The organism is Ohtaekwangia koreensis, assembly GCF_900167975.1.
Lineage (GTDB): Bacteria > Bacteroidota > Bacteroidia > Cytophagales > Cyclobacteriaceae > Ohtaekwangia > Ohtaekwangia koreensis.
On record NZ_FUZU01000001.1, the window covers coordinates 971,793 to 986,431 of the forward strand.

General features: G+C 38.1%; 12 protein-coding genes. 6 read left to right on the plus strand and 6 right to left on the minus strand.

Going from position 1 to position 14,639, the window contains the following annotated elements:
* Window positions 1–24 precede the first annotated feature (24 nt).
* From B5Y40_RS04240 to B5Y40_RS04250, 3 genes are read right to left on the minus strand one after another with little or no spacing between them, the layout of a single operon-like run.
* Window positions 25–462 carry an SMI1/KNR4 family protein gene (locus tag B5Y40_RS04240; RefSeq protein WP_079685451.1) on the minus strand — a complete coding sequence of 146 codons (438 nt, stop codon included), beginning with the start codon at window positions 460–462 and terminating at the stop codon, window positions 25–27.
* Between the two features lie 4 nt (window positions 463–466).
* Window positions 467–4,525 (minus strand): fibronectin type III domain-containing protein, encoded by a 4,059-nt coding sequence (locus B5Y40_RS04245; protein WP_159453606.1) that lies wholly within the window; start codon window positions 4,523–4,525, stop codon window positions 467–469.
* A gap of 2 nt (window positions 4,526–4,527) precedes the next feature.
* Window positions 4,528–6,258 (minus strand): porin family protein, encoded by a 1,731-nt coding sequence (locus B5Y40_RS04250; RefSeq protein WP_079685453.1) that lies wholly within the window; start codon window positions 6,256–6,258, stop codon window positions 4,528–4,530.
* Between the two features lie 713 nt (window positions 6,259–6,971).
* Between B5Y40_RS04250 and B5Y40_RS04255 the strand changes: the two genes are divergently transcribed.
* The 6 genes from B5Y40_RS04255 (at window position 6,972) to B5Y40_RS04280 (ending at window position 12,496) form a co-directional block, all read left to right on the plus strand.
* Complete coding sequence (locus B5Y40_RS04255; protein WP_079685454.1) at window positions 6,972–8,282, plus strand: carboxypeptidase-like regulatory domain-containing protein; 1,311 nt, start codon at window positions 6,972–6,974, stop codon at window positions 8,280–8,282.
* A 52-nt stretch (window positions 8,283–8,334) separates the two neighbouring features.
* Window positions 8,335–8,766: a hypothetical protein gene (locus B5Y40_RS04260; RefSeq protein WP_079685455.1), complete on the plus strand. Its 432-nt coding sequence runs from the start codon at window positions 8,335–8,337 to the stop codon at window positions 8,764–8,766.
* Window positions 8,708–9,235: a hypothetical protein gene (locus B5Y40_RS04265; protein WP_079685456.1), complete on the plus strand. Its 528-nt coding sequence runs from the start codon at window positions 8,708–8,710 to the stop codon at window positions 9,233–9,235. The genes B5Y40_RS04260 and B5Y40_RS04265 overlap by 59 nt, the downstream gene beginning before the upstream one ends.
* A 319-nt stretch (window positions 9,236–9,554) precedes the next feature.
* Window positions 9,555–9,875: a hypothetical protein gene (locus tag B5Y40_RS29315; RefSeq protein ID WP_143785604.1), complete on the plus strand. Its 321-nt coding sequence runs from the start codon at window positions 9,555–9,557 to the stop codon at window positions 9,873–9,875.
* Window positions 9,872–10,381: a peroxiredoxin family protein gene (locus B5Y40_RS04275; RefSeq protein WP_079685458.1), complete on the plus strand. Its 510-nt coding sequence runs from the start codon at window positions 9,872–9,874 to the stop codon at window positions 10,379–10,381. Before B5Y40_RS29315 ends, B5Y40_RS04275 begins: the two co-directional genes overlap by 4 nt.
* Before the next feature lie 15 nt (window positions 10,382–10,396).
* The gene (locus B5Y40_RS04280) at window positions 10,397–12,496 is read left to right on the plus strand and encodes a peptidase domain-containing ABC transporter (protein WP_079685459.1); all 2,100 of its coding nucleotides are present in this window, start codon (window positions 10,397–10,399) and stop codon (window positions 12,494–12,496) included.
* Between the two features lie 64 nt (window positions 12,497–12,560).
* Here the strand turns inward: B5Y40_RS04280 and B5Y40_RS04285 are convergent, their stop codons facing one another.
* From B5Y40_RS04285 to B5Y40_RS04295, 3 genes are all read right to left on the minus strand, one after another.
* Window positions 12,561–12,899, minus strand: a complete 339-nt coding sequence (locus B5Y40_RS04285; RefSeq protein WP_079685460.1) for an HNH endonuclease signature motif containing protein — start codon at window positions 12,897–12,899, stop codon at window positions 12,561–12,563.
* An 84-nt stretch (window positions 12,900–12,983) separates the two neighbouring features.
* The gene (locus tag B5Y40_RS04290; protein ID WP_079685461.1) at window positions 12,984–13,661 is read right to left on the minus strand and encodes a hypothetical protein; all 678 of its coding nucleotides are present in this window, start codon (window positions 13,659–13,661) and stop codon (window positions 12,984–12,986) included.
* A gap of 279 nt (window positions 13,662–13,940) precedes the next feature.
* Window positions 13,941–14,252: a hypothetical protein gene (locus B5Y40_RS04295; protein ID WP_143785605.1), complete on the minus strand. Its 312-nt coding sequence runs from the start codon at window positions 14,250–14,252 to the stop codon at window positions 13,941–13,943.
* Window positions 14,253–14,639 lie beyond the last annotated feature (387 nt).

A 14,639-nucleotide genomic window follows, 5' to 3' on the forward strand; every position in this document is an offset into this window, starting at 1 on the left:
ACAATACCAACTCACGAGAATATATTATTTATTTTCGTCATAGGGCTGCAACGCAATAATAAACTCCTCAAACGAATCCGCCAGCTTAATGATCTCGCTTAACTCTTGATCAGGTCTACAAAAGAATATTTGACCATAGTCATTTTGATTTATAGATATTACAAATAGCCAATCACCTGCATCAAGGGCAAAAGCTAGATATTTTCCTTCAAGTAAGTCTTTAGTCCATTCAAATGTACTTGCCAATGAAAGTTCGTCACTTTCAGACAGTGGCAGCCAATTGAAGACAGTATACTGATTGTCACCTTTAACAATTGATCTTTCAATCGTTCTTTTCGGGTTTTGCTTTTCCAAAAAAAGTTTAAAGTCTTCAGGTAATTTGGCCTCTACTATTTTCTCAAATTTGTCAAACTCCTCGCCAGTAACATCTGGCCCTTTTTCATTAATCTGTAGTAGTTTCATATTATTATTTGTATGTCACATCGTTGTATTTTTCATATTGATTTACAGAACCAGTGTGAGGTAGAGATTTAATATGGTCTGCTGTTCGTACTAACTGCATTGTACACTCTCCCGTTAATGGATCAAAATCATCTAAATGGTGCCAAGTGTATTGCACACCGTTTACATCTATAGGTTTCTCAATGCTCCCCATGCCTGCTTTTTTGCTCGCTTCTATAAAGTCACCACTGGCTCCCGATCTTCTACCCGTCATTTTAATTCTAACAATATTTCTTTGATTCCCTGAGATGGGGAACATGCTATTTGTTGTTGAGAAATCAGGTGTGAGCCTATTTGCACTCAAAGGATAATCAGACTTGCGATATGGTCTAGAGTATTCATATATATCATACTGTTTTTTAACATTATCATGCAATCCATAAATTTTTGTCTCTGTTCTTACAAGTAATCGGCCCTGCGTATCTTCTATTACTTCTAGAATAGTATGATTATTTAACTTACTATTCAAATCATTGATAATACTAGTCGCCGCTTCATTATTAATTAACCCTTTATACTTTATTTTATTTTTACTTACCCATGCTGTTAATTTATTAGCGCCTTCTTGAGATAATTTATTTACAAGGTCGGCAGGAATTTTGACTTCTGAAGCAACAGCATTACCCAACCTAATCTTTTTAGTGCTCTTGGAGACACCGTCCATACTGACCTCGGCAACCTCATCACCATTCAACAGTTTTTTAAACTTGTACTCTGACTTCACTATTCCATCATCAAATAGGTCTACCCAACCATCACTCGCATATAAAGTTTTAGTTGGAATTTGTTTCGACAACTCTTGTGCTGTAGCTATATCGTTACAAGAAAGTAGACGTATAGATTTGTCACCTGGAATTTGATTAAGTGTATTTGCCAGTTGTTCAACTTCAATTGATTTTTCAACGAATGAACCACCTTGTTCTATAATTGTTTTGAATTTGCCATTGCTAAAGTGAACGATCACATCTATATAGTCATCGTTCATTGCCTTCACAGGGAAGGAAGTTAGATTTACACTCAGTTTCGAATAGGAAAGTGTTTTAGTGACTGATTTACCTAAAGCTTTGCCTATTCCTTGTGCTATTTTATGCCAATTGTCTTCAGATGTCGTGCGAAGGGTTTTGAGTAAGTTTTTTATTTTATCAATCTTCGATACCACTACCGGCCCCAAAGTCATGACTGTGCTTACGACTGGAACAACAAGCCTGCCGCGTTCATATCGTCCAACATTATTTGTTGTTTCGAGTGTATTCCAATAATCATTCAGATGTTGTAATACCTGTCCAGAGAGTTTTTTTATCTCTTCCCAGTTGGTGGCTATTGCATAGAGTTGTTCAATCTCGTCCCTTAATTCCTTTGCATTTTCACATTTGGTGAAATACTCCAGTAACTCTTCTTTTTGTCCTTCGTAGTCATTCCACCAGTTGTCAGCTCGGTTAACAAGGCCGTCTAGTATTCCTGTACCCTTTTCATTTTCGGCCAACTGCCTTAGTACGTAATCAAGTTGTTCAGCATTTGCTACCAAATTTCCAGGACTACATTGTATATATGCAGCGGTATAGGCATAAAGAACCTTAGAAGGAATCTTGCTTATATCTCTAATTAATTGAGGTAAATGATACAAGCCCTCTGCCTCACGATAACCACCATCAACTAGACCTGACAAAAATGGTAAGTCCGCGTTGCTATAGTACTCAGAGGAAGGAACATTTTGATCTCTCCAAAAGCAATAAGGAATTATACCTTCACCTTCGTAACTTTCCCAACCTTCGTTATTACAGGTTTTAAAAAAATTATAGATGGCCTTGAGTTTTGCAATAGCTTCTTTATATCCATCCTGATCAAGTAGCGGGGCTGCTTGTTCGTAAAACTCAACCAACGGCGCAATTCTATCTACTAACGCAATGCCTGTGACATTGCGTGAATCTTCTTGTTCATCCGATGGTAGCTTACTCCAGTCTACGTCATTTACATTGTTGAAGCGCTTGGAGATTTTGTCAAATAATTCTTTGTTTGTTTTTTCTGTTTCAATTTTCTCTACCAATTCTGGTGGATGTTCCTCGTAATAAGGAATAATCTCATCCATTATATAACGAATCTGGCCCGCATCTCTTTTGAAACAGACCGGTAGTTCCGATGCGAGTAAAACATCTTCATCTATATCTCCACCCTTACCATTGTTTCTCAGCCAAGCGGCCATTTCCTCTTTGAACTGCCCAAGTATTGAGACAACAATTTTATCTTTAACAGAAAGTGACACAACTGGATTATTACTTCCTGATTGGGTTGTACTTCCTGCATTCTTTGTCACTTTCCCATCTTCCCCAACGGTATAGCTGTTGCCAGCCGAATCAGCTATAACAGTAGCTTTTACTTTACCAGTCTTCTCTTCCTTCTTCTGATTGTACGTTGATTCGTTTCCTTCTGTATCAACTACTACGATCTTGCCATCATCATTTACAGATATACTTTTTATAGTGCCTGGTACCGTATAATCTGGTTTCGCTGTAGTATTGTCTTTTGTGTTGGGTGTCTTCCTTGGTTCTTCACCAATCTTATGAGCTTCATCTATAGCTTTTGCAGCGGGGCTTCCCTGATTGTATACCGATTCAAATCCACCCACGACCAATTCACGATCAGTATTTACTTGTCCGGAGAAATTCGAGAGTATACCTGCACCGTTGAACCAAGGTACTTTGAGCCAACCTGTGCCTGTATAGTTTCCACCGGAGCCTTTTACGTCAATGATGAGTAGCTTGAAATTGCGGCATGTGATTACCTCACCTGGAGCTAATGCAAATAAAGGATTGGTATTGGTTGAAGGTTGAATAACTCCATCTGTTCCACACGAATACGAATCAGTAGTTTCTTCATCCGTACGTATAGTTTGCAAGGTAGAATACTCGCTATATTGAGGCTTTGCTTCCGCCCGAATCTGCATTTCATATTCAGTATCAGATTGCAAAGAAGGTATAGCTATCCAAAGCTGATCCGTTACGCTTTCATACCAAACACCTCTGTCTTTGTCATTCTTCTTTTTATAACGAACTCTATATTGCTGCGGTGCCGCTCCATTTTGTGCTGGTTCCCAACGAAGGTTAATCACTGAAGAATTACCACCATCCTGACGAAAGTTCTCTGGCGTTCCTAATTCATCACCAAACTGGAATACATATACCTCGCTTTTTCCCTGATTCTTAAAAAGGTCTCTATCCTCTATATCCTTAGCCTGTACCTGCCATGCGTATTTTCGTCCCGGTATTAGAGCAGGTTCGGCAGGGCCATATATAATTTGTGTTGATGAAGTAGTGATCTCATATAGCGGCTGCTGACTAAGAAAGGCATCATAGGGATTTCGTGTAGCTGGCCAAATCTCTACCAACTTGAAAATATATTCTGTAGTAAAAGCAGAGTTAGGTGATCCGGTATGGCGCGGAGTCCACGTAAAGGCAATATTTGTCGGATCAATGATTTTAGCCTTGGTGTCGTTACGAGGAAGGTTAAGTAAAGGAGGATCATTTAGAATTACCCATGCTACAGCCGTACCTTTATTACTTACAAGCGTACTACGATTATAGTCGAGCATTTCCAGCGTAAAGCGATATACACCTTCAGGAAGTTTAGCGCCTTTTTCATATTGGCTTCGAGATATACCGGCAAAGTCAAGATTGTTAGGATTGAAGTATTCTTCTAAATCTTCACCAAACAATGTAAGCGATTCACCTCCATATAGTGTAATGGGACTGAGTGGAACGTAATTCGCTTTCGTGCGGATTGTTATACCTACACCTTCAATAGTAAGTCGAAGTTTTCCTTTGTAGTCAGTAACGTTTAAATCCCTGAGTAAAAACGAGGCCGTAAACTTTTGTGATCCTGGTTCGGAGTAATCCGTGAGAAATGCACTATAAGGAGGCTTCAACGATACGGTAACTTGTACGGGATAGCTCTGCGCATACACGTTAAAGGCGCAGGTTACCACGAACAATATAAGGGCCGATATTTTAATAACTAATTTCAGTGTCATTCTCATTTCATTCCAAAGGCATAACTATATCCGAGTGTCCCGGTAAATTCTGTAAAAGAATTTGCAGAACTTTCGCTTTTACTTTCACGATTCACCGCTACCAGACTTAAATTCAAATTGTGTTTCTTTTGTATTGTATAACTTCCGTTTATTCTTCCGTTCAAAATAGTACTCACACGTTGTGAGTTTGTATAGGTATTATTATAGGATGATGACAGCGTTGCACGGAGCTTACGATCAAAGAAAGATTTGCTTACCGATGCAGTCGGCCCCAATGTTTTTGTTGAAATTGAAGGGCTTTCATTCAGGTTACCATTAAAAGCTACCGACACCGTAAGATTCTGCGGAACCATATTATACATATAGCCAGCATTGAGATTATAAAATTGACTTCCTGAATTTTGTGTTACTTCGCCTTGCTTGTCTGCTGCATCTTGCACATTAGCATTCAGGCTTATACTTTGTCTGCGTTCCTTTGAATTACTCAGAGCATAAGTAGCGGTGGCTGTGATGTTCTGCGAGATTTGAGTATAGTTGAGTGTATCCAGGTTATCGTAAGGTGTAAGCTGATTGATGTTGACAAACTGAGACCTGATATTGGTATAGGTTTGAAAATTCGAGTATGATGCAGATAGGTTCAGTTTCTGGTTGGGTATATAATTAACGTTTAACGAACCCACCATTCTACGCATGGTACTTACTTTGCTCTTATCGAGGTTGTCGCGTTGTGTGCCGGCACTTACCGCTACATTCATTTTCCCCTGCCATAAAGCGGCAGCTCCATTGGCAGTAATGCTCTCCAAATCATTATTAAAGTAATACGCACCAAGCGTTCGGTACTGAGGATCTATGCGCTCATAACCAACGCCAAAACTATACGCATCCTGTTGATAGGTTAGCGAAGTCTTGAAAGCTTTGTAATACGATGATGATAAACGAGGAGTATATAAAAAGCTCATATTCGCCAATGGATGCGTGTGCTCTCCTTCTTCTGCGCGTATATCCCGTGACAATGCGCTGGAAGCAAGCTCACCTTTCAATACAAAATGTTCGAAGAAGGTTTTACCTGCGCCCAGACTGACCACGAGGTTTTCCTCTGGAAGAATACCGAGACTATCCGGAAGAGGGGCTATAGAGCCGACTTCATCTCTTGCATGAAATATAATCAGATCAACAAAGTTTCCGTTTTTGCTATAGCTGCTTTTCAGTCCATAGCCCATCCGTTTGAAGGCAGGTGTATTTGTTATTATACCGGCTGTATCGGATTCCGGTTGTACGGCTTTCAGAAACCTACCATATAGTGCGCTAAATTTCCAATTCCCTTCCGGGGCTAAATCTACAGCGCCACCTAAAAATATATGACCATTCACTGTATAGGGTGAATATGACATACTGATATACCCCGCATGTGCAGTTATCCACTTATAGGTTGGATGTAAACTATATTGATTGAAAGGTTGCTGAAAGGATGTATTTTGATTAGACAGGCTAAAACTTAACGGAACGCTCCATCCATATAAAGAGAAGTTTACGTTGCCGGATGCAAAGTATGTATAGGGATCGCGTCTGTTATCAATGCCTTTAGCTGTATAGAAAATTTGGTTGAGCGAAACACCACCCGTTATCTTAATGGGGTTAGCCTTACCGATCTCCTCCAGATTTTGAGCAAACGCAGAAGAAACAAATGTAAAACAGAAGACAGAAAATATGCTAACACGGTAAAATCTACTCATAGGCAATCACACAATCGGAAATAGGTTAGCATACAGCAATTAGTTGGGGGGTCTTCTTTTGAAATCCGATTCAAGTATAATAGGAATGCTGAAATAAAATTCGCCAAGTTGACTTTCTATACTACAGACAGGAGAAATAGTAAAAAAGTACTACTCGTATTGGATTCCGACCCGAATAATTAGGTTTGAACTTCTTAAAAAGTAAAAAACAGCAAAAAGCCTAATCGACCTTACATTTAAAATTATCCTGTAGTCACTCCGTTAGATATAAATATATATGTTGCTGTTCCGGCTATATCCGTATTTATACTGACAAGACTCTACGTATATAGCATCCTTACCTAATATATACTGTTCCAGAATGCGGAACAGATACAAAAAAAGTATATATATTTCAAATTATATTCTTGGTTTCTTACATCAAGCACCATACTTTTATTACAAGGCTACTGGCCAGTGCTGAGTTATTGTAATCAAAATTCTTAAATCATTAAATTCTTATGAAAAAGTTATCACTTGAAAAAATGGCTAAAATTGAAGGTGGGGTAGGTAAAATGGACGATAAGACTTGTTCCAACTTACTTGAGAAGATGCTCATTACAGGTATGATCGGATATGGCAATTTATACATGAAATACTGCTAATAGTTATCCTTAATGGTTACAGTCCTTATTTATTAAGGCTGTAACCATATAAATTCAGAATGCACTTCTATGAGGATATTTATACTAGCTACGTTTTTATTCCTGCTCTCAAAAAACGAGTCAATTAGTCAAACAAGGAATTTAATCAATCTAACAGGCAAAACCCTAAATGAGGATGGCTTGGCGATTCCTTTTGTAAATATTAGTCTCACTTCTGATCCTTCAATAGGAAGTTACTCAAATGCATCAGGAGAGTTTCAAATACAATTTATATCTGCTCAGGACGACTCATTAAAATTCTCTAGCATTGGCTTTGCGAATACTGTTATACCTGTCTATAAGTTAAATGACATTAGCGATTCACTGAAAGTGCTTCTGCATAGCAAAGTATATCTACTTGATGTGGTTGAGATCACTTCTGATACCGCATTATCTATCGTTAGAAAAAGTATTGATAAATTAAAAAACAACCTAGATGGTAACAAATCTATTCTGCAAGGGTTTTACCGCGAAGTAATTAGATCAGACTATACATACGACCGACTGGTAGAGGCTGCCGTAGACGTATTTGATAAAGGTTATTCATCTGGTGAAATGCAATTTAAAGTGCGTGAGATCAGAAAGAGCGATGACTTTCGCGACATGGATTGGAAAATGACAATCATGAATTATATACAACCCGTTAACGGGCTAAACGGTCAGCATGAGTCTTTATTCTCCAATGATTATATACGGAATAATACAGAGAAGTATTTCTTTATATCAAATGCTCCCTTGAACGAAGAGTTCTTTAAGGAAGTCATTTTTACGCTCGATAGTGTAGGACTGGAAGATTCACAAGAAATCCTTTGTATAGGTATTAGACCAACAAGCGAATCAGACTATCAGGGATCAACCGGGCATATATATATCCGAAAAAAGGATTTTGCGATTCTGGAAATGAAATTTGAATTAAACCTTGAACCAGGTCACCCCTTCGCCTTGCCCGGTCAAACCTTCATGCACCAAACGCTGATAAAGTATAAAGACTATCAGGGTAAAATGTATCTAAGCCTGCTCCATCGAAAATCTTTTCGGTTTGAGCTAAACGAAGACAAGTTTGACAAAGCCAAGAAAAAAGGAAAAGTGGAAGGTCACTTCTTCAATGAGTCTTTGTTTGTTACCAATGAAATAATAACTGAAAAGAGTAAAGCAAAGGCTTTCCAGAGGAAAGAAAGACAAAAAGGAAATATTGATCTATACAGCAAGGAATGGAAATACAACGAAGCATTCTGGAAGAACTATAATATAGTCGTACAGCGTCCACTGGAACCTTCTATAAAAAAAGACATTGAAAGGGGGAACACACTTGATGAGCAATTCAGGAAGAACAGCAACTAGGTTTTTGCTTTGCGCTATAACGCTTTTGATCTTTTCACATTGTCAAAAGAAAATGATCAGCTATTCCAAGCAAAGGAATTCAGTTTCACAATATGCTTTGCTGAACGATTCTACGCTTCAGCTATCAGGTATATCAAGCGATTTTGCTTTCGGCACAACTGAGCAAAAGCCAGTAATGTTGGGATTGCAGGATATAAATGAAGCTGCGAAAAGTGTCGAAAAATATCTCAATGCGCTAACAGGGCCAAATGGAGAAAGCATTTCATACAAACGCTTAAAACCATGTTGCCCTTTCAAAACAAAGAATTTAATTCTTAATTATCCGATGCATGAGTTTAATGGCAAGTATGGAATGCTTGAAAAATATAGCGTGTCCTATACTGTGCATGCACAAACGCAATCTGTTACCCTATATATTAATCTATATGACGAAACAAAAGAGTTACTGGCACCACACGGATTTTCCTATAAGAAAGGTCAATAGTTCAATACTGATAATTTTAATAGTTGTCATCGCAAGCTGCAAAAGTGAAAAACTACATTGGACAACGAAACAAAAGAACACGCTTGAGTCTATTCCAGAAATAGATTCTATTCTGGTTCTGGAAGGAGTTTCTAAAAGTTCGAAATATGGCTATACTCCCGAAGCGCCCATTACATTGGGAGTTAGAAATCAATATGTATCTGTAACCTATCCGGAAAAATACCTTAACTCACTAACAGGGCCACAAGGAGAGCAGGTTTTGTATGAACGGGTAAAAAGTTGTTGCTTTTTTAAAACAGCAAATAGTGATGCTGCCTACCAAAACGTTGGCGTGTTAGAAATATATGAAGTCAGCTACGAAGGATTGAAAACACCCAAACTCCTATACCTAAATTTCTTTGACGAGGGAAAAGCCTTTGCACCACAAGGGTTTTTGCCAAAAAAAACCATTGCATCCACTAAACCTTAGCTATCACTATTCAATGAACTCGTTAGTACTCTTTGGCATACTCGTTTTCTTAAATTTTTTATTATCCTTTGGCATCAATAGATTAATTCTAACAGAAGACGTTTACTATTATGCTCTCATCGACACACTCTCAGAAGAAAGGATACATGAACTACTCAATAGCCAGAAGAAATTCGAATGGATTATATACTCTTTCGGGCCTGTAGTTTACGCTCTCAAATTATTCTTGATGGCTGCTTGTATTTATATAGGCTTTTTTTTTCGCAATCTCACTGTTAAATTCAGTACGCTCTTTGAGGTTGCTTTGAAAAGCGAATTTGTGTTTCTCCTTATTCCCGCAGCACGTTTATTCTGGTTCACCTTCTTCGATCAGAATTACTCACTGGATAACGTTTTAGAGTTTCCTTCCTATACCGCAGCCTCCATTTTTCCTCACGGCTTCCTTGCATTTTGGATTAAATACCCATTAGGCTTCGTTAACATTATTCAACTGGCCTATATCCTGATACTGGCAAAAGGAATTTCCAATGATCTTGAAATGAAGTATAGTGATTCTGCAACGCTTGTTTTTCAAACGTATGGTGTCGCTTTACTGATCTGGATTTTATTCACGTTGTTTTTACTCATCAGCTATTCATGACAAGAACTACATTAAAGAAATTCGCTCTACTGTCACTATCTGGTATCATTGTATTCTTGCTTTCTATCCTGATACAAAAGATCAGCCACGAATCAGAGGTTGAAAGTCTTAGACAAAGCCTTGAAGACTTTCCCTTAATTGAAAGTGACGGTAGTCAAACCAGTTCAACAGCTTTATGCAATGGCACTACAGTACTTATACTTTTTAATTCCACCTGTGAACACTGTCAAGCTGAAATAAAAGATATAAGTGAACATCATGTTCTTTTCAAAGAAACTGCGGTCGCTTTGATTTCGACAGAACCCCTGGAAGTAATTAACGCCTTTGCCAGCGATTTTAAACTAGACAACCTCGGTCATTTCAAATGTTATCACGTTTCATCGGATGACCTGTACAAACATTTTGGAACGGTGGCGTATCCCGAAATATATATCTATAAAAATCTCCAATTGACAAGTCATCTCAAGGGCGAAGCTAAAGCGGAATTGATTCTTGAAAACTTATAATGCTCTGATCTTTCAATGAACCTCAAACATATCAAGAGTACGTTTTTACGCCAACAAGGGCAAAATGATTGTGGCGTTGCCTGCTTGTGCTCTATTATAAAATTTCATGGTGGTGAAGCGAGTCCTAGCAAAATCAGATTGGAAAGCGGGACACTCCACACGGGGACTACGATGCTTGGTCTATATCAGGCGGCAACAACGCTTGGTTTTGATGCCGAAGGTCTTGAGGCAGGCAGCGTTGATGATTTGAAATCCCTCCAGCATCCTGCTATACTAAGTGTACTGACAAAAGAAAATCAGCCACACTATCTCATATACTATGGATTTAAAGAGGAGCATATTGTTATTGGCGATCCTGCAACCGGAATTACTACCTACTCGAAAGACGAGCTTGAAAATGTATGGAAGGAAAAGACCCTGTTGACACTTCAACCAACGGAATGTTTCAATAAAAAACAGGAAGTGACTGGTAAACTTCAACTTCTACAATCACTGATTAAACAAGATTTACCGCTTCTGTATATAACACTAGCTATCGGTGTTATCACTGCTACACTTGATTTATCTTCTGCTATATTTTCTCAGCGACTTATCGATGATTTTCTGCCAGCGCATAACATGCAAAAAATAGTTATCAGTTTAGTGCTTCTGATCGTATTACTGTTTTGTAAAACCAGTCTTAACTATCTGCGTGGTCTGTTTGTAGTTAAACAAAGTAAAGATTTTAGTATCCGTATCATTGATCATTTCTATAGCTCACTCATAAGGCTACCGAAAATATTTTTTGATTCAGCAAAGACCGGAGAGCTTATATCGAGAATGAACGATACAAGCAAAATTCAATCAACACTTCAAGCGATCACGGGAAGCATCACCATTTCTGTATTGATCTTATTTGCATCCATTATACTTTTATCAAGCTATTCAGTTGTTTTCGCAGTTGTTATACTATTGTTTCTTCCCATATATAGCATAGTGCTCCTTCATTTCAATAATACGATAGCAGCATCTCAAAGAGCAGTTATGTCGAACTACGGTCAGGCAGAAGCAAACTATATTGACAGCATTCAGGGTATTACAACGATTAAAAACACTTCAGGCGAAGGATGGTTTTCAAATCTCAACAAACGGATATATACTTTACTTCAAGATTCTATATTTAGACTTGGCCAAACTCATAACCGCTACATATTCATTGCCGACTCTCTGGGAGTTTTGTTTATCACATGCATGCTTGGAACAGCCGCATGGCTGGTTTTGAATAACGAGCTAAAGACCGGAGAGCTGGTAGCGACTCTTGCTGTGGCCGTCAACATAAGTCCACTGGTGACTCGGATTTTACTTGGCAACATACAGATACAGGAGGCGCTTGCCGCACTGGATCGAATGAATGATATAACCTCCAATCAAAAAGAGTTTGACGAAAACAAACCACGCGATGAAGATCATCCTCTAAACGCTCTTAGCCTCTCCATTGAAGCCAGAAACATTGCATTTCGATTCACCGGGAGAGAACAGCTATTAAAAGATATATCCTTTCATGTTCGGCAAGGTGAAATTATTACAATCACCGGTGAGAGTGGTGGTGGCAAAAGCACCATCTTGCAAATCCTTCAAAGATTCTATAAGCCAGAAAGAGGAACAATCACTGTAAGTGGGATTTTACTTAATCAAATCCCGATTCCGACATGGCGTAGTCATACTGCCGTAGTACCACAGGAAGTAAAAATATTTAACGGTACTCTTTTGTATAATATAGCATTAAGTACCGATCCGGATAAAGCTTCATCGGCTATTCAATTCTGCGTAGAGTATGGCTTCGATAAGTTCTTTCGCTCGTTACCACAGGGGTATTCAACACTTATTGGTGAAGATGGTATAAATCTTTCTGGTGGACAGAAACAAATCCTCGCTTTTGCGAGAGCACTCGTGCAAATTCCTAAACTGCTTCTCATTGATGAAGGCATGGCTTCAATGGACAGCAAGACTGAGAAGTTCATAATAGATTTGCTGCTGGGACTCAAGAAACGAATGGCTACGGTGATTATATCACACCGGTTAAACATAACAGCGTATTCAGACAGGACATATCTTCTTAAAGACGGATGTATATAATACCGATTCTAGTTTATCCAATGTCAATAAAGTTTGCTAGGAGAATTTCGTCAGCGAATTTGCTTTATTCTCTCCATCCAAAGAAAATATAATACAGTGTCCAACGCTTGCGCTTACCCGTTAAGCTATAAAGCCAACCGTAATTTTTGGCGTCTTTTTTATGTTGAGCATCATGCTCCTCTTGGTTTGAAAATACCTGAAGATTTTCTGGCGAATTGTCGCGCTTATTTCGATTAATATGGTGTACAACTTCCGCTGCCCGTAATTTTCTGCCTAGTGTCTTTTCAGCAACCCAACGATGAACTAGCCTGTTGCTATTCTTAAAGCGAAAGTATCCTTTATCGTCAATATGGACTTTAGATTCCTTTTTAGTTTCTCCAAACAAAAAGTTGAATAGTCTCATTATCTATTTTTCTTAAGGGGCGTCTTAAAAATGAAGTACAGCGAAAATATCAAATCGGAACTATAAGTCATTTTCAATTCTTGTTTACCCTTTATAGTTGTGATCTGTGCTCTCGCAGTAATTGCTAATGTCTATAAGTAGATTATAAATGAATTTTGCATTGGTCTTCATTTTATCAATTGAATATGGCTCGATGTTGCACTCATGAACAATTTTATTTCTTACCGCGAAGAAATCAATCAAGGTGCGACTTATATCAACGTCTTTATTTCCACTGTTTGTGTTTTTTGAATAATTGGATATTGCATTAAAGAATTTTTTGCCCGTGAGTCTATCAAAGACAAACTCGATTTGTTGTAAGCTTTGAAAGGAATTAAAATGCGCTATAAGGTATTCCTTGGTAATCTCTTTGGATACCAGTTCTCTTTCCTTAAATACTTCAAACGCTTCGGCCAAATTATAGGATTGCTTTTCTAACAGTTCGTCTCTTCCTTTAATGTTCCAGTGGTAAATTGCATAGATTAGTTCTTTTAAAAACATTTCTAAAATGGACACGAAATAGACGTGTGCTAATCGCCTTGCATGAGACTTAAGTTCTTCTGTTGATGCTTTTTCTTCAATCTCAAAGACAAGCTGAATATTAGTCTCATAACGCTTTTTAAGGTTAATCATAGCAGCATACTCTTTTATAAAGTTCTCCGCAGTGGCGTTCTCAATAAATTTGATTAAGCTCTCCGGTTTGCTTCTGTCTTTTTGATTCATTCGAATGTATTTAGTTCAATGATTTGATTTGTACTCAATGCAGAAAAAGGTGCAAATGTGTAACTGCAACTGTTTTGTCTATGTATATATCATGCATCGCATGATATATACATAGACATTATCGTCATAATTAATCTCCCACTTAAAGCAATAATGCTTTCATCAACTTAGCCATTATTCTCCTCGGCTCGTCATTAAAACTGAAAAAAATGACGAAAGGTAAGGCACCTCTGCTCTAAGGTTGTGTTAAGTGGTACCACCATATTTGTTATTTAAGAATTAGATATGTCTTTTTGTATGACTTGCCCTTTCAAGTTCATCCTTGAATGCAACACGAAGCAACTTTTCAAAAGTAGGATGATCTGCTGGACGATTTAGCCTCCGATTCATTTCGGGCTGCCATACTGTTTCCCCCCATTCCAGCATGAAATTTTCTTGAGAAGTAGCTTTGGGATTCTTTTTATACTCCGCCCACATTGTCTTGTGCATAGCTTCAATTTCATCTTGTGTGAAAACCATCCTCAAATAGCGATGTAGATAATGAAGAGCAGAAATACGGAAGACGTATTTAATGTCTCGTGGCATTGGCATAGAAAATCAGTTTACTTGTTTAGTGATGCCTGATTTTGCCATTCAGATAACTCAAATCTATGCAAAAAAATGAATGTTGCTGCAAACCTCCTGGCTATCAATTTTAATTAGAAATGGAACTGTAGGTTATTCTACGCGAAATAAATGTTTATTATGTACAACACGTCTCTTTTTCTACCTGCCGGGAACTTCAAACTTCGATTTTTATCTTGCTTCTACTGTCCGGCATCTTTTTTTAACCCTGCATCTACTTTTTTTAAGGCTTTGTTTATGGCTTCCCCCTCTAAATTGCCGTGTATAAATGTAAGTTTTCCCCGTAGGTGTAATGCCTATCCAAAAAAACTGCAAATATTAACTCAAGGTAACATGCTAAAAAGATGCTTTGGT